Source organism: Nocardioides sp. NPDC057767 (assembly GCF_042798275.1).
Classification (GTDB): domain Bacteria; phylum Actinomycetota; class Actinomycetes; order Propionibacteriales; family Nocardioidaceae; genus Nocardioides.
On record NZ_JBHVKJ010000022.1, the window covers coordinates 1 to 22981 of the forward strand.

Annotated in this window: 19 protein-coding genes; 13 read left to right on the top strand and 6 right to left on the bottom strand. The window is 69.7% G+C overall.

Features of this window, described 5'->3' with window-relative positions; translation table 11 throughout:
• Window positions 1-235: 235 nt before the first annotated feature.
• Window positions 236-1510 (top strand): DUF222 domain-containing protein, encoded by a 1275-nt coding sequence (locus tag ACFVDI_RS13115; protein WP_378905467.1) that lies wholly within the window; start codon window positions 236-238, stop codon window positions 1508-1510.
• A 568-nt stretch (window positions 1511-2078) separates the two neighbouring features.
• On the opposite strand, the gene ACFVDI_RS13120 is transcribed toward ACFVDI_RS13115, so the two are convergent.
• The 6 genes from ACFVDI_RS13120 to asnB form a co-directional block, all read right to left on the bottom strand.
• On the bottom strand, window positions 2079-2414 hold the full coding sequence (locus tag ACFVDI_RS13120) for an ArsR/SmtB family transcription factor (protein WP_378905470.1): 336 nt from the start codon (window positions 2412-2414) through the stop codon (window positions 2079-2081).
• Window positions 2415-2418: 4 nt separating this feature from the next.
• Window positions 2419-3060 (bottom strand): SRPBCC family protein, encoded by a 642-nt coding sequence (locus ACFVDI_RS13125; RefSeq protein WP_378905473.1) that lies wholly within the window; start codon window positions 3058-3060, stop codon window positions 2419-2421.
• A 42-nt stretch (window positions 3061-3102) separates the two neighbouring features.
• Window positions 3103-4041 (bottom strand): hypothetical protein, encoded by a 939-nt coding sequence (locus tag ACFVDI_RS13130; protein WP_378905476.1) that lies wholly within the window; start codon window positions 4039-4041, stop codon window positions 3103-3105.
• A complete protein-coding gene (locus ACFVDI_RS13135; protein WP_378905479.1) occupies window positions 4034-4261 on the bottom strand; it encodes a hypothetical protein in 228 nt (75 codons plus the stop codon). The genes ACFVDI_RS13130 and ACFVDI_RS13135 overlap by 8 nt, the downstream gene beginning before the upstream one ends.
• An 83-nt stretch (window positions 4262-4344) precedes the next feature.
• A complete protein-coding gene (nadE, locus tag ACFVDI_RS13140; RefSeq protein WP_378905482.1) occupies window positions 4345-5352 on the bottom strand; it encodes an NAD(+) synthase in 1008 nt (335 codons plus the stop codon).
• Window positions 5349-7358, bottom strand: a complete 2010-nt coding sequence (asnB, locus tag ACFVDI_RS13145; RefSeq protein ID WP_378905485.1) for an asparagine synthase (glutamine-hydrolyzing) — start codon at window positions 7356-7358, stop codon at window positions 5349-5351. Before asnB ends, nadE begins: the two co-directional genes overlap by 4 nt.
• Before the next feature lie 212 nt (window positions 7359-7570).
• On the opposite strand from asnB, the gene ACFVDI_RS13150 reads away from it, so the two are divergent.
• The 12 genes from ACFVDI_RS13150 (at window position 7571) to ACFVDI_RS13205 (ending at window position 22972) form a co-directional block, all read left to right on the top strand.
• The gene (locus ACFVDI_RS13150) at window positions 7571-7837 is read left to right on the top strand and encodes an acyl carrier protein (protein ID WP_378684124.1); all 267 of its coding nucleotides are present in this window, start codon (window positions 7571-7573) and stop codon (window positions 7835-7837) included.
• A complete protein-coding gene (locus ACFVDI_RS13155; RefSeq protein ID WP_378905488.1) occupies window positions 7827-8507 on the top strand; it encodes a serine O-acetyltransferase in 681 nt (226 codons plus the stop codon). Before ACFVDI_RS13150 ends, ACFVDI_RS13155 begins: the two co-directional genes overlap by 11 nt.
• Before the next feature lie 45 nt (window positions 8508-8552).
• The gene (locus ACFVDI_RS13160) at window positions 8553-9398 is read left to right on the top strand and encodes a glycosyltransferase (protein ID WP_378905491.1); all 846 of its coding nucleotides are present in this window, start codon (window positions 8553-8555) and stop codon (window positions 9396-9398) included.
• A 56-nt stretch (window positions 9399-9454) separates the two neighbouring features.
• On the top strand, window positions 9455-14176 hold the full coding sequence (locus tag ACFVDI_RS13165; protein ID WP_378905494.1) for a DUF4082 domain-containing protein: 4722 nt from the start codon (window positions 9455-9457) through the stop codon (window positions 14174-14176).
• Between the two features lie 88 nt (window positions 14177-14264).
• Window positions 14265-15344, top strand: coding sequence for a Gfo/Idh/MocA family protein (locus ACFVDI_RS13170; protein ID WP_378905497.1), 1080 nt, complete (start codon window positions 14265-14267; stop codon window positions 15342-15344).
• Window positions 15341-16345, top strand: coding sequence for an NAD-dependent epimerase/dehydratase family protein (locus tag ACFVDI_RS13175; RefSeq protein WP_378905500.1), 1005 nt, complete (start codon window positions 15341-15343; stop codon window positions 16343-16345). The genes ACFVDI_RS13170 and ACFVDI_RS13175 overlap by 4 nt, the downstream gene beginning before the upstream one ends.
• Window positions 16342-17469, top strand: coding sequence for a DegT/DnrJ/EryC1/StrS family aminotransferase (locus ACFVDI_RS13180; RefSeq protein ID WP_378905503.1), 1128 nt, complete (start codon window positions 16342-16344; stop codon window positions 17467-17469). The genes ACFVDI_RS13175 and ACFVDI_RS13180 overlap by 4 nt, the downstream gene beginning before the upstream one ends.
• Window positions 17466-18092 (top strand): NeuD/PglB/VioB family sugar acetyltransferase, encoded by a 627-nt coding sequence (locus ACFVDI_RS13185; RefSeq protein ID WP_378905506.1) that lies wholly within the window; start codon window positions 17466-17468, stop codon window positions 18090-18092. Before ACFVDI_RS13180 ends, ACFVDI_RS13185 begins: the two co-directional genes overlap by 4 nt.
• Window positions 18092-19141 (top strand): glycosyltransferase, encoded by a 1050-nt coding sequence (locus ACFVDI_RS13190; RefSeq protein ID WP_378905509.1) that lies wholly within the window; start codon window positions 18092-18094, stop codon window positions 19139-19141. Before ACFVDI_RS13185 ends, ACFVDI_RS13190 begins: the two co-directional genes overlap by 1 nt.
• A complete protein-coding gene (locus tag ACFVDI_RS13195; RefSeq protein WP_378905512.1) occupies window positions 19138-20604 on the top strand; it encodes an oligosaccharide flippase family protein in 1467 nt (488 codons plus the stop codon). The genes ACFVDI_RS13190 and ACFVDI_RS13195 overlap by 4 nt, the downstream gene beginning before the upstream one ends.
• Complete coding sequence (locus ACFVDI_RS13200; protein WP_378905515.1) at window positions 20601-21719, top strand: DegT/DnrJ/EryC1/StrS family aminotransferase; 1119 nt, start codon at window positions 20601-20603, stop codon at window positions 21717-21719. The genes ACFVDI_RS13195 and ACFVDI_RS13200 overlap by 4 nt, the downstream gene beginning before the upstream one ends.
• Window positions 21716-22972 (top strand): glycosyltransferase family 1 protein, encoded by a 1257-nt coding sequence (locus ACFVDI_RS13205; protein WP_378905517.1) that lies wholly within the window; start codon window positions 21716-21718, stop codon window positions 22970-22972. The genes ACFVDI_RS13200 and ACFVDI_RS13205 overlap by 4 nt, the downstream gene beginning before the upstream one ends.
• The last annotated feature ends 9 nt before the right edge of the window (window positions 22973-22981 follow it).

Genomic DNA, 22981 nt, shown 5'->3' on the forward strand with positions numbered 1-22981 from the left:
AGATTTGGCTGGCTATCGGGGCGGCGGCCCGGGTGTGGCGCAGCGAGAATCTTGCCTGTCTGGGTCGGTGTCGAGGCGGTGGGAGGGTGGCCCTTCGGGCCACTTACCATCCACAGGAACGACAACGTTCGCTCGTTTAGAAAAGGCGGTCTGATCAGGAGGAATAGGTGGATCTGGCGGCCTTTGAGGAGTAGACTCAGACCCATCACAGCACACCTCTGAAGGGAGGGGAGCGATGAGTCTCGGGCGCGAGATCGACCACTGGGGAACCTACCCCGGCGATGCGATCGACGCTGCGCTGAGTGCTATCGAATCCTTTCTCCGCGACCTGCTGTCCAGCGATCCCGTCTATTGGCGGACCGGGCAGAAGAAGGACCTCCTCGAGCGGCTGGAGAAGCTCCAGGCCCAGCAGGCTGCGTTGAAGCTGCGGGTCCTCGCCTCGGCCGGTGATATCGCTGAGGAGACCGGTGCGAAGGATGCGTCGGGGTGGATGCGGACCGAGCTGCTCATCGACACGGCGGTCGCCCGGTCGCAGATCAAGCTCGCTGCCGGTGTCGCCAAGTACGAGCGCGTCGCGGCCGGGCTTGCTGAGGGTGTGGTGTCCCCGGACAAGGCTCGGGTGATCACGACAGCGCTGGACAAGATCGACGCTGACCCGGTCGCCAGTGCCGAGGACCTGATCCTGGCCGAGAAGCTCCTGGTCGACTACGCCGCCAGGTTGACCGCCAACGAACTGCGGATCGTCGGGCGACGGATCCTGCGTGAGATCGACCCGGTCCGGTTCGAGGACGCTGAAGCGAAGGCGTTGTTGGCTGAGGAGGAGCGTGCCCAGCAGAAGACCGCGCTGCGGGTGTGGAACAACCACGACGGCACCATCGGGTTCGACGGTGTCCTTCCGACCTCGGTCGGGATGCGGTTCAAGCGACTCGTCGAGGCCTACGCCCAGCCCCGCAAACAACAGCTCCTCGACAAAGGTGCCCCGCTGCCGCCGTGGGAACGACTCATGGGACAAGGCTTCGCCCGGCTCCTGGAGACCATCGACCCCGCATCGCTGCCCCGTCACGGCGGCGACGCCACCACCATCAACGTGGTGATCAGCCTCGCCGAGCTCCGCAAAGACCTCGGGATCGCGACCCTGGGCTACGACGAGACCAACGGCACCACCATCTCGGCTGCCGAGGCTCGCAAGCTGGCGTGCAACGCGACCATCATCCCGTGGGTGCTGGGCGGCGACGGTGAGGTTCTCGATGCCGGTCGAGCGAGCAGGTTGTTCCAGCCGATCCAGCGCAAGGCGCTGCGGTTGCAGCAGAAGTGCTGCCAGGCCGAGGGCTGTGACATGCCACCGGAATGGTGCGATGCCCACCACCTCGACCCGTGGTCTGCCGGCGGCAAGACCGACCTCAAGGACGGGGCCCTGCTGTGCCCGCACCATCACCGCCTGGCACACAACCCGGCTTACATTCACGAACGACTACCTGACGGCACCATCCGATTCACCCGCCGCCCTTAAGGGTGCTGGACGAGGAATTCACGTCACCGGGTCCCGCCCGCCGGGTCTGACGATCCCACGCCGACCGGTCTCAGCTCTCGCTGAAGCCGCCGGCCACGATGCCCTACGAGCGTTGGCGAGCTCCCTCGACTGCACACAGGCCACTTCCCTGCTGACGCGGACATTTCCCCACTCCGGCGGAGGTTCCCCACGCTCCGGCGGGTGGGGAACCTCCGGCGCGGTGGGGGACTCTCCGAATCAGCGGGGGAACTCGTGACCTTCCAGCACCGAACCCGACCCAGTCCAAAGCGACGGCGCCGAGCCGCTTGCGCAAGACCAGCCACAGCCCCAAGCCCGTACTCAACTGAAATCCGCTGCGCCACACTCTCGCCGCCGACCCGATACAGGCGAAATCTTTTCTCGATCGCGTGCCGGGTCAAGGATGGCCGAAGGCCACCGGCGAAGCCGGCGGACGAAGCCCGTCCTTGACGCGGTGCGTGATCGAGAAACAATTGAAGTAAGGGTCGGCGGCGAGCACTGAAACGAAGTCACGGTCCCGTCCGCGTGCCTTCCCGATCCCAAAGTGGCGTCAGTTTCCCGCAGAACCCTCCCGGCGCCCACGCCGGATCTCGGTGTCGAGGGCGTCGAGGTGCTGGGTCCAGAAGCGGCGGAACGGGGTGAGCCAGGCGTCGACCTCGGCCATGGGGCCGGTGTCGAGGGAGTAGATGCGGCGGGTGCCGTCGGGGCGTACGTTGGCGAAGCCGTGCTCGCGCAGGACCTTGAGCTGCATGGAGACTGCGGGCTGACGGATGCCGAACTCGGCGGAGATGGTCTCGACGACCTCTCCGGAGGTGAGGTCGCCGGCGGCGAGGAGCTCGAGGATGCGGCGGCGTACGGGGTCGCCGAGGACGTCGAAGGCGTGCAAGCGGCTACTCCGGGAACGCGGTGTAGGCGGCCACGCAGCGTTCGCCGGCGGCGCGGGCCTGGTCGGGGGAGGTGCCGAAGGCGATGTCGGCCTCGACCCAGGCGGCGGCCGAGCCCTGGGTGTGCTCGATCATCGCGGGCAGTGCCTCGGGGGACATCGGGTCCATCTTCTCGGCGTCAGGAGCGGAGAGGTGGAGGGCGAGGCCGAGGAGCATCTGCTCCCAGCCGATGCCGACCGCGCTGGGGCCGAACTCCTTCCACTGCTCGGGCGGGACGGGGGCGGAGTGCTCGAGGCGGAGCAGCGTACGGCCTCCGGAGGCGGTGAGGGTCGCGTCGACCCACGACTTCATGTCGCCGTAGTCCCAGGTGATCGAGAGCAGCTTCGGGCGGTCGCAGGCGAGGATCTCGCCGCCGGCGTTGCCCTCGAGCTGGTAGCGGCCGCCGACCTCGAAGTCGCCGGTGACCGGCATCAGCCAGCGCGGGATGCGCTCCTTCGTGGTCAGCGCGTCCCAGACCTCGTCGGGGTCGGCGTCGTAACTGCGCTCGACGACGAGCACGCGCAGCTCCTCGCCGCCGCGGGTCTTCGTGGTCAGCGCGCGGTCGACCGCGCCGAGGTGGTCGGCAGGAATGAAGGGTGGTGTGCTCATGCCTGCCGACGTTATATCAATGATTCTTGATATTCAACCTGTTCAGCCGACGGGCAGGTGGGCCTCGGGTCCGACGAACCGGAAGGCGATCTGGAGCTTCTTGAGGCTGCGGGGGTCCGGGGTCGACTTCGCACCGGTGCCGCCCGTCTTGAGCTCGAACTTCTTCCAGGCGGCGAGGGTGGCGTCGTCCACGATGCCGTTGACCACGAGGTTCGCTCCGGCCTTGACGTTGAGCGCGTTCTGGATCCAGCCCACGCCGTGGGTGCGGATCCGCTTGCCCTTGCGCAGCCCCGCGGCGATCTGGAACTGCTTCTGGATGATCGCCAGGTTGGACTTGGTCTCCTTCGGCTTCCAGACCGGCTTGGCCCTCGACCTCGCGTACGCCGCGTAGTCGAAGATCGTGGCCTTGACGTCGGCGGGGTGCCAGGTGTCGTCCGTGCCGACGCCGTGCTGGCCGCTGAGACCGAACGCATGGTTGTAGTAGTCGGTGATCTGCGAGCTGGTGGCCAGGAAGCCGAAGAGCGCCGGGCCGCCGTCGACGAACTTGCCGACGGTGACCCCGAGGTCACGGAAGTCGTCGGTCCGGACCACCCCGGACTGCGGCGGCAGGGTGAACCCGTGGATGTGATGGCCGAACTTCGGCGGGAACCGGTACCAGCACGCGTAGCCGTTGGCCCGCAGCCACTTCTCCTGCGTCCTCCAGTTCACGCCCGGGATGTGCAGATCGGCGCAGGCATCGTGGTCATGGGTGCCGGCAGATGCCTTGACGGTGGTGTTGAACGGGGCCTGGATGATGACGATCCCGGTCCCGAACTTCTTCTGCGCGGCGGCGTCGAGCGCGCACAGGTGCGCGATGGTCCGGGCCGACCCCTTGACCTGCTTGCCGCCCGAGGTCTTACGCGACCACAGGACCAGGTCGGTCTGCTTCGGGGGCTTGCTCCAGTCGACCGGCTTGCCGTTGAGGCTGAGCATCTCACTCATAGATCAGGTCCTCCGGAAGATCCTCGGCAGGGACCATCGTGTCGGTGTCCGCGGTCTCCGCCGGCTCGCCGTCCTCGATGTCCTCGTCGAAGGTGTTGATATCGATGGCGGCCTCGTCGATGTCGATCACGGGTGCGTCGATCATCGATGCGGCGTCGGCGTCGGAGAGACCGAGCGTCAGGTCTGCGATCTCGCCGGGCTCTGGTGTGGTGTCAGACATGGAACCTCCTGGTTCTGGGTGGGACATGTCTCCACCTCTCAGCCTGTTCCGGTCAGCACACGGCGAGCCGCAGCATCGGAGATCTACCCAGGACTGGCGATTTCGGCGACCTTCTCGACCAGCATCGGAGCCGCGTGGAAGTAGGCGGTCGTACGCCGCTTCTGCTCGATGTCGCGGTAGACGCGCTCGACCTGCTCGACGGTGAGCCCGGTGGCCTCGGCGACGGCTTCGGTGGCAACGCCGTTGTTGAGGCCGTAGAGGCACAGGTCCATCCGCTGGTAGGGGAGCGAGAAGTAGAACTCCTCCTGCGACTGCTCCAGCGAGTAGGTGTCGGTGGTCGAGGGGCGCGCCTGGATCTCCTCGGGCACGCCCAGGTGTGCGGCCATCGCGTAGACCTGCGACTTGTAGAGATGCGCGATCGGCTTCAGGTCGGCGGCACCGTCGCCGAGCTTCACGAAGAAGCCCTGGTCGTACTCGAGCCGGTTCGGGGTGCCGGCGACGGCGTAGTTGAGCCGGTCGGCGTGGAAGTACTCCAGCGCCTTGCGGGCCCGCTGCTTGAAGTTCGTCGCCGCGACGATCTCCAGGTAGGCCTCGGTGGTCAGACGGTGGGTGCTCTGGGTGCCGTACGGGTCCTCGACGACGACGGAGAAGAGCCGGAACGCGTCGGACTCGACCACGCTGGGCAGCACGATCTTCGACTTCCACCCCGGCCCGTACGCAGGCACGACCCGCCGGATGGCGTCGTCGCGCCGTTGGTAGGCGCCGAGACCGACCAGGACGGGGGAGATGTCCTCGAGAGCAGAGTCGATCCCGAGGGCGTCGGTCAGCTTGGTGCTGTAGCCGATCGTGTCGTCGGACGACTCCTGCTCGGGCATGTGCAGCGCGAAGACCCGCTCCCTGCCGAGCGCCTTGACCGCCAGCGCGGCGACCACGCTGGAGTCGATCCCGCCGGAGACCCCGAGCACGATGCCCTTGCGTTTGTTGGCAACCAGGTAGCGGCGGATCGTATCGCCGATCCGGGTCGCCTCCGCCTCCTCGTCGAAGCGGAGCGTCTCCAGTCCGTACGCTGCGTTCTGGCTGGTCGTCGTCATGCCGAGGTCCTTCCGGTGGACTCGAGGTCGGTGGGTTCGAGAGTGGGTTCGAAGACGGTCAGGGGCTCGGGCGCCGTGGCCGGTCCGGCAGTCGGCCCGGTGAGCAGCTCGCTGTGCAGCAGCTGCGTGGACAGCACGGCCACCAGGCGCATGTTGTCGGTGTTGCCGAGGCCGCGGCCCTGGGTCCGCCGGGCCTTCTCCAGCAGCCGCTGGACGAGGACGGGCCGGAAGATCCCGGCAGCCTCCAACGCCGGGCCAGAGGTGACGTCGACGACCCAGTCAGGGGTGCCGCCGGCGAAGAAGGCAGCTGCGTCCGGCGCTCGGTAGGGCTGCTTGGGGCGGCGCAGGATCTCCTCGGGCACCAGGTCGGCGAAGGCCACCTTGAGCAGATGCTTCTCGTCCATCCCGTGGATCTTGTGGTCGGCCGGCACCTGGGAGGCGAGCTCGGCGACGTTCGGGTCGAGGAACGGGAACCGGCCCTCGACGGAGTTGCCCATCAGCATCCGGTCGCCTTGGGACGCCAGGATGTAGCCGGGTAGCAAGGTCGTCATCTCCAGCCACTGGGCACGCGACAGCGGGTCCCAGCCGGCCGCCTCCGCGGGCATCGCGGCGACGACCTCGTCTGCCGGGATCCGCTCGCCGAGCTCACGCACCTCAGCGGTCAGCATCGAGCGGAGCACGGCCGTCGCGTCCCAGCGGGGCCGATGCGAGATCGCCGGGTCGCCGGCGACGATGTTGCGGCCGAAGAAGCTCTTGGCGAACGCCGGAGCCTGGTGCGGTGAGCGCTTCATCCACGGGTAGAGCTGCTCCACGGCCGCTTCCGCGGCTGCCGGGTCGCGGGTCCAGAGCTCGCGGATCCTTCCCTCACGGAAGATGTCGTACCCGCCGAGCACCTCGTCGCTGCCCTCGCCGGTCACCACCACCTTGAACCCCGACTCCCGCACCAGGCGGGAGAGCAGGAACATCGGCGCCGGACCGGTACGCAGCAGGGGACTCTCGGCATGTCGCACGACGTCGGGGAAGACGTCGGCGATGTCACGCTCGCTGACCACGACGTCCCTGTGCACCGTGCCCAGCTGCTTGGCCATCAGGGTCTGGTAGCTGCCTTCGTCGAACTCGTCGTCGGCGAAACGCAGCGAGAACGTGTGCAGCGGCACGTCTGTGAAGCCGGCGATCGCGCCTGCGGTGACCGCAGAGTCGATCCCGCCGGAGAGGTACGCCGCCACAGGCACGTCGCTGCGCTCGAACCGCAGTCGGGTGGCGGCCACCAGCCGCTCCCGCAGCGCCTCGGCGTTGCCGGCCAGATCGGTGTGCTGCTCCCGCCCGCCGGCCGGAAAGGTCGGTGCCCAGTAGCGAGTGCAGCTCGTCGCGACCCCGTCCCGAAAGGTCAGGTAGCTGCCCGGCGGCACCTGCTCGATGCCTCGGAAGACCGTCTGCGGCGCGACCGCCGACCACAGCGTCAGCACCTGATCGATCCCCGCCGGATCGAGCTCGCGCGACACGTCCGGAGCCGCGAAGAGCGCCTTCACCTCCGAGGCGAACAGCAGCTTTCCCCCAGCATGGGTGTAGTAGAGCGGACGCACGCCGAATCGGTCGCGCGACAGCACCAGGTCACCGGCGCGTCGGTCCCAGATCGCCAGCGCCCACTGGCCGTTGAACCTGTCGAAGCAGCCTGGCCCCCATTCCTCCCAGGCGTGCACGATCACCTCGGTGTCGCTGCGGGTGCGGAAGCGGTGCCCGCGTGAACGGAGGTCCGCGGCGAGCTCGACGTGGTTGAAGATCTCGCCGTTGAAGGTGACCCACACCTGCTCGTCCTCGCCGCACATCGGCTGCACGCCGCCGACCGTGTCCACGATCGCCAGCCGGGTGTGGCCGAGCGCGACCCGTTCGTCGCGGTAGTAGCCGCTGCCGTCCGGCCCACGGTGGGCCAAGGCAGCGAGCATCCGGCGTACGAGATCGGGGTCAGGCGCCTCGCCGGCGGAGTGGACCCCGCAGATTCCGCACATGGCTCTCCTCGGTAGATGTCTGCGCGTCTGATCGCCAAGGCTCGTCGGCGGCGACAGGAGAGCGGGCCGCCACCCGTGCGTTTATCACCCAATGTCGGCATGTTTCGCGCTTGTGACCGCCTTCGGTCGATGCCGCCTGTCAGAACAGTGGGCGTGCAAGGACGTGGCCGGCCGGACCGGCGCTGCGTAGGCGAGCGAGGAGAGAACAGACGATGGCGGACGTACAGAGCACGATCGAGGCGTTCATCCTCGACAGCCTCCTGCTGGGTGACGAGGAGCGGCTGCCGGCGCCCACGGACTCGCTGGTCGAGTCCGGAGTGATCGACTCGACCGGGATCCTGGAGCTCATCGAGTTCCTGGAGGAAGAGTTCGAGATCAGCGTCACCGAGGCGGAGACGGTCCCGGCGAACCTCGACGGCGTCGCCAACCTGGTGGAGTACGTGGACCGGAAGACGGCGGCGGCCCGCCTTGCTGGGTAAGCCCGCCCTGCTGGTCAAGCCTGGTCAGGCCGGCCGGGAAGACGGTGACTTCGCCGTCGACCTGGCCAAGATGTACACGATCAACCTCGGCACCCCGCGCCCGTCCCTGCCCGCCAAGGCCCGCTTCTGGCTGACCGACTACGAGCTCCGCTGCGTGGCCTGCTACCGCTTCGGGCGCTGGGCGGGCACGCTTCGCGAGAGGCGCCCGCTGCTCGGGACCGCCGCTCTGGGCATCTTCTGGTTCTGGAACCGGCACAACATGCGGATCCATCACGCCGAGATCGGCCGGCGCGCCGACATCGGCCCCGGGCTGCTGCTCATGCACCGCTCGGGGATCATCATCGGACCGGCGCTGATCGGCAGCAACTGCGTGCTCCACCACAACGTCACCATCGGCCAGCGGATCGCCGCGGGAGACCACGGCGTCCCCACCATCGGCGACGACGTCTGGATCGGCCCGGGGGCGGTGATCTCGGGTGCGATCACGGTCGGCGACGGCTGCACCATCTCCGCCGGGACGGTGCTGTCCAAGGACGTGCCGCCGCGGAGCCTGGTCGGCGGCAACCCCGGCCGGGTCATCGCCAAGGACTACGACAACGGCAACATGATCAACTTCGTGCTGCCCGGACAGCCCGCGGACTCGCCGTCACCGATATTGGGTGATGAGTGAGTCCGGCCGGTCGTGGACCTCTTCGGGACGGCGATGCTCCCGGACATGGAGCATTCCCCGACAGCAGCGAGCGTCGTCGTGCCCGCGCACAACGAGTCGGCTGGACTGCGTGGAAACCTGGCCGCGCTGCTCGACGGTGTCCCGACAGGCACCTTCGACGTGGTGGTGGTCTGCAACGGCTGCACCGACGACACCGCCGCGGTGGCGCGGTCGGTCCCGGGCGTACGTGTCCTCGAGACCGCGTCCGCCTCGAAGGCGCTCGCGGTCGAGCTGGGTAACGCGGCGACCTCGGTCTTCCCGCGGATCCATCTGGATGCGGACGTACGCCTTCCCGGTCCCGACGCGCTCCGCCTGGTCGGTGCGCTCGCGGAGCCGGGGGTGCACGCCGCCGGGCCGCTCCGCGAGGTTCCGGTGGATGCCTCGTCCTGGCCGGTGCGGGCCTACTACCGGGTGTGGGAGAACCTCCCGAACGTATGCAGCGGCCTGTTCGGCCGTGGCGCGTTCTGTCTGTCCGAGGAGGGACAGAGGCGGGTGGACGCCCAGACGAGGCTGATGAACGACGACCTGGTGGTCTCCGAGGCATTCGCACCGGAGGAGCGCCGGATCGTCCCCGACGCGTCGGTGGTGGTGCAGCCGCCGCGGACGGTCGCCGACCTGGTCCGGCGCCGGACCCGGGTGGCGACCGGCAACCACCAGGCCGATCGGCACGCGGTCCGCCACGCGTCGACCTCCGTCTCGGATCTCATCAGGCTCGGGCTGCGTCGGCCTTCGATCGGTCTCCGGGTCCCGGTCTTCCTGACGATCACCATCATCGCGCGTCGGCTCTCCCGAAGAGCCGTTCGTGCGGGCGACTACACGACCTGGCTGCGCGACGAGAGCTCGCGAGCCTGACTTCCAGAAGGGGGCACGCCCACATGTTGCGTCCCATATCCGGGAGCCGCAGGCTCTTGGCCACGCTTCTCGGAGCCGTCCTGATCCTCACCGGTCTCACGGCCACCACCACGACGGCCTACGCCGCCGGCGACCCCTGCGGTCCGGGCGGCAACAAGATCGCCTGTGAGAACTCCAAGCCGGGCTCGCCGCCCAGCGTCTGGGACATCGACGGTGCGGGCGCCGACTCGATCCAGGGCTTCGCCACCGACATCAGCGTCAATGTGGGCGGCCCGATCAGTTTCAAGATCGACACCGACGCCAGGGCGTACACCATCACGATCTATCGCACCGGGTGGTACGGAGGTGACGGTGCCCGGCGGATCGCATCGGTCACACCGTCCGCCGCCCTGCCTCAGACCCAGCCCAACTGCGTGCGTGACACCGCCACCGAGATGACCGACTGCGGCAACTGGGCGGTTTCGGCGACCTGGCAGGTGCCCGCCGACGCGGTCTCGGGTGTCTACGTCGCGCGGCTGCACCGCGCCGACACCAACGAGGCGAGCCACATCACCTTCATCGTCCGCGACGACGCGAGCCGCTCCGACGTCGTCTTCCAGACCTCGGACACCACCTGGCAGGCGTACAACCTCTACGGGGGCTCCAGCTTCTACCACGGTGCCCAGAACGGGCGCGCCTACAAGCTCAGCTACAACCGGCCGTTCGTGACCCGGCACAGCCCGGCGCGGGACTTCTACTTCGCCAACGAGTACCCGCTGGTGAGGTTCCTGGAGCGCAACGGGTACGACGTGAGCTACATCTCCGGGGTCGACACCGACCGTCGCGGCGAGCTGCTCAAGAACCACAAGACCTTCCTCTCCGTCGGCCACGACGAGTACTGGAGCGGAGCCCAGCGGGCCAACGTGGAGGCAGCCCGCGACGCCGGCGTGAACCTGCAGTTCCTCAGCGGCAACGAGGTCTACTGGCGTACTCGGTACGAGTCCTCCCAGGTGGGCGCGGCCGGGACGAACGCCTACCGCACCCTGGTGACCTACAAGGAGGCCTGGGGTGCCGCGGACCCGGCCGACGAGTCCACCTCCACCTGGCGGGACCCGCGCTACGCGCCGAAGAGCAAGGGCGGTGGGCTCCCCGAGAACGCCCTGACCGGCACGATCTTCATGTCCAACTGGACCGACAAACCGTTGACAGTCACCCGCGAACAGGGCAGGCAACGGCTGTGGCGTGGCACCGGGCTGGGGCAGATGACCGGGGCCACCACCGAGCTCGCGCCGCACACGGTGGGGTACGAGTCCGACGAGGATCAGGACAACGGGTTCCGCCCACCAGGCCTGATCCGGGCCTCGGAGACGACCGCGTTCGTCGATGGGCAGTACATGACCGACTTCGGTCGCAACGTCGGGAGCGGCACGACCACCCACTCGATCACCCTCTACCGGGCCAGCAGCGGGGCGCTGGTCTTCGGAGCCGGCACCGTCCAATGGACCTGGGGCCTGGACTCGACCCACGACAGTGCCTATGACAGCAACCCCACCAGCCCGGCGATGCAGCAGGCCCAGGTCAACCTGCTCGCCGACATGGGCGCCCAGCCGACCACGCTGATGGCGGGCCTGCAGCAGGCCACCGCCTCCACCGATACCACAGGGCCGTCGGTCACGATCAGCTCGCCCGCGGCAGGATCGGCCCAGGCCAACGGGGCGAAGGTGACCCTGACCGGCACCGCCACCGACTCCGGGGGAGGGATCGTGGCCGGCGTGGAGTACTCCACCGACGGCGGCAGCAGCTGGCATCCCGGAAAGGGCACCTCGGCATGGACGGTCGAGTACATCCAGCCGGGTGTCGGTAACACCCCGATCCAGGTCCGCGCGGTCGACGACAGCGCCAACATCGGTCCTGTCGCGTCGCGAACGTTCAACGTCTCCTGTGGGTGCAGCATCTTCGGGGAGACCTCGATCCCGACCACCTGGACGGCCGTGACCAGCCCGGCGACGCCGTCGGCAGACGATCCCAGTGCTGCCGAGCTCGGCCTGCGTTTCAGCCCCCTCACCGACGGGTACGCAGCCGGCGTCCGCTTCTACAAGGGCTCCGGGAACACCGGCACCCACACCGGCTCGCTCTGGAGCACCAGCGGCGAGCGACTGGCCCAGGTCACCTTCACCGGGGAGACCTCGGGAGGCTGGCAGCAGGCACTGTTCGCCAACCCGGTGGCGCTGAGTGCGGGTACGACGTACATCGTCTCCTACACCGCTCCCAACGGGCGCTACGCCGTGCAGCCGTGGGCCTTCGCCGCTCAGGGGAAGGAGGCGTACCCGCTCGAGATCGCCGGCGGCTACGGGGCCGACCCAGCGGGTGTCTACGCCAACCCCGGCACCTTCCCGGCCAACTCCCACCAGAACTCCAACTACTACGTCGACGTGGTCTTCACGACGACGGACGACTCGCCGCTCTCCGCGATCAGCCAGTGGCCGCTGGCGGACTCGTCCTCGGTCCCGCGGTCGACGACCATCAGTGCCCGCTTCTCCAAGCCGGTCGTGTCCTCCTCGGTCCAGGTCGCGGTCAAGGACGCCTTGGGGGCGTCGGTGCCAGGGGCGACGAGCTACGACGCCACCACCCGGACCGTCACGTTCACGCCCACCGACCCGCTCGCCGGGTTCGTGAAGCACACGGTGACGCTCGCGGCCACCGACACCCAGGGGACGCCGCTCACCGGAGGGAAGACCTGGTCGTTCACGACCGCGAAACCACCGGCGACACCAGGAGTGTGCCCGTGCTCGATCTACGACGACGAGGACGTGCCGACGGTCCTGGAGGACTCCGAGCGTGCCTCGCTCACCCTCGGCGTGCGGTTCCGGCCGACCGTCACCGGAACCGTGACGGGCGTCAAGTTCTACAAGGCCGTGAACAACACCGGGCCGCACACCGGCACGCTGTGGTCGAGCAGTGGACAGGCGCTGGCCCAGGGCACCTTCACCGGTGAGAGCACCACCGGCTGGCAGACGCTCACGTTCACCCAGCCGGTCGCGGTCCAGGCGGGGGTTGACTACATCGCCTCGTACCACACCAACGGGTCCTACTCGGCGACGCCGAACGCGTTCGCCGCCTCGGATCTCTCCAAGGGGCCGATCTCGGTCGGCTCGACCGCCGGGGCCTACACCTACGGCGAAGGGTTCCCGGGCAACTCCTCGGCATCGAGCTACATGGTGGACCTGGTCTTCGAGAAGGGTGCACCGACTCTGACGATGACCTCCCGGAGCCCGGCGCCGGGTGCGGTCTCGGTGTCACGCGGCACCAACATCGCGGTCGCCTTCTCGGGCGCGATCAACGATGGCTACCAGATCAGCGTCGCCGGCCCGGGCGGGCCGATCGCGGGGACGTCGTCGCTGAACCAGGCGCGCAACGAGATCACCTTCGACCCCACCGGCCCGCTTCCGTCGGATTCCGATATCACGGTCAGCCTGACCGGGGTGACCTCCGCCGAGGGCGCCACGCTGGCCCCGCAGAGCTGGACGTTCCGCACCCGTGCGGAGTCGGCCACGAGCCAGACGCTCTTCGGTGACCAGGTGCCGCAGCAACAAGCTGTGAGCGATGCCTCCCCGGTCGAGGTGGGCACCGCCTTCACCTCCGCACGCAACGGCCAGGTGACCGCGATCCGGTTCTACAAGGGAACCGGAAACAACGGCAGCCATGTCGGGTCGCTGTGGTCCGCGGACGGCACCCGCCTCGCCTCGGTCGCGTTCGTCGGCGAGACCGCCTCGGGCTGGCAGGAGGCGACGCTCGACCAGCCCGTCGCGGTGACGGCAGGAACGACGTATGTCGTCTCCTACCTCGCCCCGCAGGGCCACTACGCCGCCACCGGTGGGTTCTTCAACACTGCCTGGACCTCGGGTGACCTGACCGCGCCGGCGACCAACAACGGGCGCTATCTCTACGGTGCCGCGGGCGGCTTCCCCACCTTCACCTGGGGCGCGACGAACTACTTCGTCGACGTGGTCTTCGAGCCGTACGTCCCGACGATGACCGTCACCGCACGCGACCCGAGCCCGGGCGCGACCGGGGTGGCGACCTCGGTGAACCCGTCGATCACGTTCTCCTCGGCGGTCGCGAACGGCTGGAACATGTCGGTCACGGCCAACGGGTCCACCGTGGCCGGGTCGGCCGCGCTGAGCGGGGACGGACGTACGCTGCGCTTCACCCCGTCCGCAGCGCTGCCGTCCGGGGCGACGGTGTCGGTGAGCGTCTCGGGTGTGGTCTCGACCGAGGGGGTGAGCCTGCCGACGCAGACGTGGTCGTTCACCACGGCCCTCCCGGCGGAGGTCTCGCTGTTCACCGGCGTGACACCACAGAATGCGTCGACGTCCGAGATCTTGCCCATCGAGCTCGGCACCGTGTTCAAGTCCTCGGTGGCCGGCTCGGTGACAGCGATCCGCTTCTACAAGGGGAGCGGCAACACCGGCACCCACACCGGATCGCTGTGGAACTCCGCGGGCACCCGGATCGCCAGGGTGACCTTCACCAACGAGACCGCGACCGGTTGGCAGACGGCCACGCTGCCGACCCCGGTCGCGATCACCCCGGGCGCGACGTACGTGGTGTCCTACTACGCCCCGAACGGCCGTCACGCATCCACGCCGGCAGCGCTCACCCAGGACTGGCGGGCCGGCCCGCTGACAGCTCCGGGCGGAGCCAACGGCCGGTATCGGTACGGGGTCGGAGGGGGGCTCCCGAACCGGTCCTGGAACTCCACGAACTACTTCGTGGACGTGAGGTTCCGCCCGGAGTGACGGTGGGCCGGGCGAGCGGTCCCTAAATGGGGGGATAGGTGGGGCGAGGCTCTTCGGAGCCTCGCCCCGCGCCGATTTCATGGTCGACATGACAGATGGGGAACCGCTCGGCGTAGCGGTGGTCGGAGCCGGTTACTGGGGGCCGAACCTGGTCCGCAACTTCCGGAACGCACGGGACTGGACTCTGGTCGCGGTGGTCGACCTGGACCTCGAGCGGGTTCAGGAGGTGATCGGGGGCGGCGCCGACGTGCTGGCCACGTCCGACCTCGACGAGGTGCTCGCGCGAGAGGACGTGGACGCGGTCGCGATCGCCACCCCGGCCCGGACGCATCGGGGACTGGTCGAGCGGGCGCTGCGGTCCGGGAAGCACGTGCTGGTCGAGAAGCCGCTGGCCGACGACGTGGAGTCGGGACGCAGCATGGTCGAGGCCGCGCGGGCCAACGATCTCGTGCTGATGGCCGACCACACCTACTGCTACACGCCGGTCGTGCAGAAGATCCGCGAGCTGGTCGAGGACGGCTCGCTCGGCGAGATCCTGTTCGTCGACTCGGTGCGGATCAACCTCGGTCTGGTGCAGCCCGACGTCGACGTCTTCTGGGACCTGGCCCCGCACGACCTCTCGATCCTCGACTTCGTCCTGCCAGGTGGGCTGCGTCCCACCGGGGTCGCCGCTCAGGGCTCCGACCCGCTGGGTGCCGGGAAGGCGTGCGTCGGCTATCTGACCCTGCCGCTGGAGGGCGGGGCGATGGCCCACGTCCACGTCAACTGGCTCAGCCCCACCAAGATCAGGCAGATGGTGATCGGCGGGAGCCGGCGTACGTTGGTCTGGGACGACCTCAACCCCCAGCAGCGGCTCAGCGTCTTCGACCGCGGCGTCGACCTGGTCCAGCAGAGCGTGGACAGCTTCGACAGGGCCGACCGCGCCGCCGCGACGATCTCCTACCGTTTGGGTGACACCTGGGCGCCGGCGCTGCCCGAGTACGAGGCGCTCTCCCGGATGGTCAGCGAGTTCGCCGGGGCGATCCGAGGCGAGCGTGCGCCGGTCACCGACGGGGCCGCCGGGCTCCGTGTCCTCTCCGTCCTGGAGGCGGCCCAGACCAGCCTCCGAGCCCGTGGTGCCCTCGTCGAGGTGGCTGCCGAGACCCCTTCCTTGGAGCTGATCCGATGAGTTCATTGAACGGCGCGAACGTGCTGGTCACCGGGGGTGCGGGCACCATCGGCTCGACCATCGTGGACCAGCTGCTCGCCGAGGGCGTGGGTCACGTCGACGTGCTCGACAGCCTGATCCGCGGCCGCAAGGCCAACCTCGACGACGCGCTCGCCTCCGGGCGGGTCACGCTGGTCGAGGGCGACATCCGCGACCGCGACCTGGTCGGCGACCTCACCGCCGGCAAGGACCTGGTCTTCCACCAGGCCGCCATCCGGATCACGCTGTGCGCCGAGGAGCCGCGCCTGGCCAACGAGGTGCTGGTCGACGGCACCTTCAACGTCGTGGAGGCCGCGGTCTCCGCGGGCGTCTCCAAGCTGGTCTACGCGTCCTCGGCCTCGGTCTTCGGCCTGGCCGAGGAGTTCCCCACGCCCGAGGGTCACCACCACCACAACAACGACACCCTCTACGGGGCCGCGAAGTCCTACAACGAGGGCCTGGTGCGGTCGTTCCGGGCGATGCGCGGGCTCGACTACGTCGGGCTGCGCTATTTCAACGTCTACGGGCCACGGATGGACGTGCACGGCGCCTACACCGAGGTGCTGGTCCGGTGGATGGAGCGGATCGCCGACGGCAAGCCGCCGCTGATCTTCGGCGACGGCCGGCAGACGATGGACTTCGTCTGCGTCCCCGACATCGCCCGCGCCAACATCCTGGCGGCCGCCTCCGACGTGACCGAGGGCGTCTACAACATCGCCTCCGGCACCGAGACCTCGCTGCTCGAGCTCGCCGAGGCGCTGCTGCGGGTGATGGGCGCCTCGGCGCTGGAGGTCGAGCACGGCCCCGAGCGGGCGGTCAACGGGGTCACCCGGCGGCTCGCCTCGATCTCCGCGGCCCGCGAGGACCTGGGCTGGGCGCCGACCATCGGGCTCGAGGAGGGGCTGCGCCAGCTGGTGGAGTGGTGGCGGCCGCTGCGCTCCGAGATCGCGGCCGGGCGCGCGCTGTCCGGAGGCTCGGCATGAGCCGCATCAACGTGATGCAGCCCTGGCTGGGCGAGGAGGAGGTCGCCGCGGTCACCGAGGTGCTCCGCTCGGGCTGGGTCGCCCAGGGGCCGCGCGTGGCCGAGTTCGAGCGCCGCTTCGCCGCCTCTCAGCAGGCCGATCACGCCGTCGCCACCTCGAGCTGCACCACGGCGCTCCATCTCGCGCTGGTCGTCGCCGGAGTACGTCCCGGGGACGACGTCGTCGTCCCGTCCTTCTCCTTCATCGCGACCGCCAACGCCGCGGTCTACGTCGGTGCGCGGCCGGTCTTCGCCGACGTCTCGGCGGTGACCGGGAACCTCACCGCAGCGACCGTGCGGGAGGCCCTCACGCCGCAGACGACGGCGGTGATCGTGGTCGACCAGGGCGGGGTGCCGGTCGACCTGGACGCGATCCGCGAGGTCTGCGACCCGCTCGGCATCGTGGTGATCGAGGACGCGGCGTGCGGGGCCGGTTCGACCTACCGCGGCCGTCCCGTCGGCGCCGGCGCCGAGATCGCGGCCTGGTCCTTCCACCCGCGCAAGATCCTCACCACCGGCGAGGGCGGGATGCTGACCACGTCGCGGGAGGACTGGGCCGTGCGGGCGCGGAAGCTGCGCGAGCACGCGATGAGCGTCTCGGCGGCCGACCGGCACGCCAGCCTGGTCTCTCCGCCGGAGTCCTACGACGAGATCGGGTTCAACTTCCGGATGACCGACCTGCAGGCCGCGGTCGGCCTGGTGCAGCTGTCCCGGCTGCCCGAGGTCGTCGCCCGGCGCCGTGAGCTCGCCGCGGTCTACGCGAAGGCGGTCGCCGAGATCGAGGGGCTGCGTGCGGTCGCGGACCCGGCCTGGGGGACCTGCAACTTCCAGTCGTTCTGGATCGAGACGGGTGCTGCGTACGGGCTGGACCGGGAGGGGCTGCTGAGCGCCCTGGCCGAGGCGGGGATCTCCGCGCGGCGCGGGATCATGGCGGCGCACCGGCAGCCTGCGTACGCCTCGCCGTCCGTCAGTCTCCCGGTGACCGAGCACCTCACCGACAACACGCTCATCCTGCCGCTCTTCCACCAGATGTCGGACTCGGAGCAGGCGCGGGTCATCGACGTTCTCCGGGGGGAACGTCGATGACCGCGCTCGTTCTCGTCGCCGCCAGCGGGTTGGCCGGAGAGGTGGCCGCAGCCGCCGGCGACTACGACCAGATCGTCGCGGTCGACGACGATCGTGAGCGATGGGGAACCGTCGTCGGCGGGGCCGAGGTCATCGGCCCGGTCGAGCTGGTCTCCGAGAGCGGCGACGACCTGATCGTCTGCGCCGGGGCGGGCCGCGTCCGCCGCCGGCTCGTCGGGCGGCTGCTCGACTACGGGGTGAGCCCGGAGCGGTTCGCGACCCTCATCCACCCCGACGCCACGGTCGCCCCGGGGTGCGAGGTCGGACCGGGCAGCGTCCTGCTCGCCGGTGTCCGGCTGACGTCCAACGTGCTGGTCGGTCAGCACGTCGTCGTGATGCCCAACGCCGTGCTGACCCACGACGACATCGTCGGGGACTTCGCCACCCTGTGCGCCGGCGTCGCCCTGGGTGGGGAGGTCGTCGTCGCCGAGGCCGCCTATCTCGGGATGAACTCCTCCGTGCGCCAGCGTCTCACCGTCGGCACCGAGGCCGTCCTCGGCATGGGGGCCGTGCTGCTCGAGGATCTGCCTCCTGGTGAGACCTGGGCAGGCATTCCCGCCCGCCCGGTCCGGGTGCCGGTCTGATGCGCCGCTTCCACCGTCCGCGACCGCTGCCCACGCGCCCGTCGGTCAGCGTCGTGATCCCGTGCTACAACTACGGGCGTTATCTGCCCCAGGCGGTTGCGGGCGCCCTCGACCAGGAGGGCGTCGATGTCGACGTGCTGATCGTCGACGACGCGTCCCCTGACGGCAGCGCCGACGCCGCGCGTTCGCTGGCCGCGGCGGACCCGCGGGTCGACGTGGTCGTCCACGAGCGGAACGCCGGGCACATCCAGACCTACAACGACGGCCTCTCCCGGGTGCGCGGGGACTACGTCACGCTGGTCTCCGCGGACGACGTACTCATGCCCGACGCGCTCAGCCGTGCCGTCTCGCTGATGGAGCATCATCCGAGCGTCGGCCTGGTCTACGGGTACGCCCGCTCGTTCACCGACGACCTCCCGGTCGGCCCGACGAGGACACGAAGCTGGTCGGTCTGGTCGGGGAGGGACTGGCTCGGCACCGCGGCGCGGCAGGGTCGCTGCTTCCTGGTCAGCCCCGAGGCGGTGATGCGCCGCGAGGCCCTCGAGCAGACCGACGGCTACGACCCTCGGCTGCCCCACTCGGGCGACTTCGACATGTGGTTGCGAACCGCGGTGCGCTGGGACGTCGGCCGAGTGGACGGACCGATCCAGGCGGCCTACCGCGTGCACGACGCCAACATGCACCTGACCGAGTACGCAGGCTGGCTCACCGACCTGCGCGAGCGGCGACGCACCTTCGACATCCTCTTCGACGAGCGCGCTCCGGACGTCGCCGAGGTCCAGAACCTGCGGCCGTACGCGATGAGGGCCTTGGCCAAGGAGGCGCTGCGTCGCGGTCGGGAAGTCGCTCACGGTGACTCCTCGACGCTCCTCGACCACCTCCACTTCGCCGCCGAGACGCACCCTGCCATTCGGAGCTCCCGAGCCTGGAGACGCGCCTGGGCCGAGGCGACGGAGGGCCGGGTGTCCGGCCCGGCGCCGTGGAGCCGCGCGACCGCGAAGGTCCGGCACCACCTGCGGTGGCGGTTCGAGCGCAGGTACGGCACATGACCGCGACGACCACCGACGGATCTGTGGCCGGGCGAGTGAGCCGCGGCCTCGGTTGGGGGCTCGGCGGCACCATCGCGATGCGGGTCGGGAGCGTGCTGTTCGGGATCCTCGTCGCCCGGTTGGTCGCCCCGGCAGAGTTCGGCGTCTACGCGGTGGCACTGACGGTCTGGGCGATCCTGAGCACCCTGGCCGACCTCGGGCTCGGTGCCGACCTGGTCCGTGCGCCCGACATCGAACCTCGAGCGCCGACGGTGGCGAGCATCGGCCTAGGCGTCAGCGTCGGCCTCGGCGCGACGATGGCCCTGGCCGCCGAGCCGATCGCGTTCGCCTTCGACAGCCCGGAGTCGGTCGGCGTGATCAGGCTGATGGCGGTGAGCATCGCCGTGTTCGGCTTCACGATCGTGCCCTCCGCGCGACTGACCAGGGCCTATCGTCAAGGTGCGCTGTTCGGCATCAACGCGCTCGGCCTGCTCGCCTCGGTGGCGGTCTCCCTCGGCCTGATCCTGGGCGGCGTCGGTGCCGAGGCGCTCGCCTGTGGCCAGATCGCCTGCCAGAGCGTCATCGCGGTGGGCCTCTTCATCGTCACCCGGACCGTGCCGCGACTGGGGTTCGACGCTGCTCTAGCCCGCGAGTCGCTCGCCTTCTGCCTGCCGCTGGCCGCAGCGAACCTGCTCTCCTGGCTGCTGCTGAGCCTCGACAACCTCATCGTGTCGCGCACCCTCGGCCCCGAGCAGCTCGGGCTCTACGTGCTCGCGTTCAACATCTCCTCCTGGCCGATGAGCGCGCTCGGGGCCGCCATCAGGGTTGTGGCTCTGCCTGCCTTCTCCCAGGCCTCCTCGCCGGAGGTCCGCAACCGTGGCCTGGTGCTCTGCATCGCACCTCTGGTCACGGTCGCCACTCTGCTCTCGCTGGGCTTGGCCGCAGCCGCCGTCCCGCTGGTGACGTTGGTCTACGGCGAGCGTTGGGAGCCTGCCGCCGCCGCGCTCACCGGCCTGGCGGTCTTCGGTGGGATCCGGGTCCTCCTCGACCTGGTGGCCACCTTCCTCATCGCTGCCGGTGATACCAGAGGTGTGCTCGCCGTGCAGGTCGCCTGGGTGCTGGTGATGGTGCCGGCGATGGTTTTCGGCGTCTCTCGCTGGGGGCTGACCGGCGCCGGCTGGACCCATGTCGCGGTGGTCGTGGTCGTCGTGGTGCCGCTCTATCTGCGAGCGCTCGCAAAGGTCGGCGTCCAGGTCGGCGACCTGCTCCGTCCCGCTGTGGTCCCCCTCCTCGCCGCCATCCCGGCGGCCATCGTCTGCATCTGGTTCGAGGGCCTCGGAACCAACCGGCTCCTCACCCTGCTCGGTGTCGCCGCCCTCGTCCTGGTCCTCTACGCGCTGCCGCTGCTGCGGTGGTGGCGCGCCCGATTCACCCAGCTTCGCCGGCTCGAGCCGGTCTCCCTCCCGGAAGGAACCCCGTCATGACCGCGAACTCACGTCCGAGCGTGCCCCTCGTCGACCTGCGACCACAGAACGCGGCCGTCAACGCCGAGGTGCTGGCCGCGTTCGCCGAGATCTGCGAGAGCGGCGCGTTCGTGCTCGGGCCGCAGGTGCGGCGCTTCGAGGAGGAGTACGCCGAGTTCGCCGGTGTCGAGCACTGCATCGGTGTCGGCAACGGCACCGACGCGCTCGTGCTCGCCCTGCGCGGCGCGGGCATCGGGGCCGGGGACGAGGTGATCGTCCCCGCCAACACCTTCGTCGCCACGGCCGAGGCGGTCGCGATCGTCGGAGCCGACCTGGTGCTCGCAGACTGTGACGAGGACTTCTTGATCGATCCCGCCGACGTTGCCCGCCGGGTCACCGGCCGCACGCGAGCGGTCATCGGGGTGGACCTGTACGGACAGGTGGCACCGTTCGAGCAGCTCCGCGAGGCGGTCGGTGAGGACGTACTCCTCCTCGAGGACGCTGCCCAGTCACAAGGAGCCAGCCGGGACGGCCGCCCGGCGGGGTCCTTCGGCGTCGCCGCCGCGACGAGCTTCTACCCGGGCAAGAACCTCGGTGCGTACGGGGACGCGGGAGCGGTGACCACCGGGTCGGCGGACATCGCCGACCGGGTCCGTGCCCTGCGCAACCACGGCGGGATCGCGAAGTACGAGCACCTCGACGTCGGCACGAACTCCCGCCTGGACTCGGTCCAGGCGGCCGTCCTCTCCCTCAAGCTCGAGCGCCTCAAGGGCTGGAACGCCGAGCGCGACGAGGCCGCGCAGCGGTACGCCACGCTGCTCGCCGACCTGCCCGGCGTGGTCCTGCCGCGCGTCCTGCCGGGGAACCAGCACGTCTGGCATCTCTACGTCGCCCGAGTGGCCGACCGCGACCGGGTGCTGAGAGAGCTCCTGGAGGCCGGGGTCGGCGCCGGCATCCACTACCCGGCACCGGTGCACCTGTGGCCCGCCTTCTCCTGGCTGGGTCACGGCGCCGGCTCGTTCCCGGTGGCGGAGGCGCTCGCGCAGGAGATCATCTCGCTGCCGATGTTCCCGGGCATCACCAGAGAACAGCAGGAGATCGTCGCGGACGCACTGAGCGAGGCGGTGCGCCGATGAGCGGTGGCACGCTCGGCGGGATCGCCGGAAAGCTCCGGCGCGAGGGGCCTCGCGGCGTGGTCCGCCGCGTCGTACGCCGGGCCTATCACCAGCTCGACGCACACACTCTCGACTTCGGCCTGCTGCCCGAAGACATCGCCGACTCCACGCGTCTGGAGCTGGGTCCGGTGGCTCCGGTGCCGGCCGGGCGCCCACTCGTGGTCGGCTGGCTCACCACGCCGCCGGCTGCCGGCTCAGGTGGTCACACCACGATGTTCCGGATGGTGGAGGCGCTGGAACAGGCCGGGCACCGCTGCGTCGTGCTGCTCTACGACCGGCACCACGGCTCGGCGACCGCGCAGGCCGAGGTGATCCGCGATTCCTGGCCGGGGGTCCGCGCCGAGATCCGATCGGTCGACGAGGGCTTCGACGGGCTGGACGCCTGTGTGGCCACCGGGTGGGAGTCGGCGCACGTGCTCGCCCTCCGGCCGACGACGCCACTGCACCGGCTCTACTTCATCCAGGACTACGAGCCGCTCTTCTCACCGCACGGGTCGGAGTACGAGCTGGCCGCTGACACCTACCGGTTCGGGTTCACCAACATCGCGTTGGGGGAGATGGTGCACCGTCGGCTGCGCCGCGACCTGGGTGTCGTCTCGGAGCTGGTGCCGTTCTCGTGCGACACCACGGTCTACTCGCTGCACAACCACGGCCAGCGCTCCGGCGTCGTCTTCTACGCCAAGCCGGGCCTGGCGCGACGCGGCTATCTGCTCGGCACACTCGCGCTCGCGGAGTTCCACCGGCGGCACCCTGAGCAGCCCATCCACGTCTACGGTTCGCCCGTGCCCGACCTCGGGATCCCGGTGATACACCACGGCCGCCTCAGACCCGAGGAGCTGAACGCGCTCTACAACCGGTGCATCGCCGGTCTGGCGATGTCGTTCACCAACATCTCCCTGGTCGCCGAGGAGATGCTCGCGGCGGGCTGTGTGCCGGTGGTCAACTCCTCGGCCGATGCCCGTGCGGACCTCGACAACCCACACGTCAGCTGGGCATCCCCGACCCCTGGTGGCATCGCCGATGCTCTGTCCGATGCCGTCGGGGCGGCCGACATCCCGGGCCGGGCAGCGGCCGCCGCGGGGAGCGTACGCACCGACAACTGGGCGCACACGCGCGACGACGTCCGCAGGATCATCGAGAGCACCGCCCGCGGCGCTCCCGTGGATTGGGTACGCGCGGTTGATGGTGCCGGCGCTGGGGCGAGCCCTTCCTAGGGTGCTCGC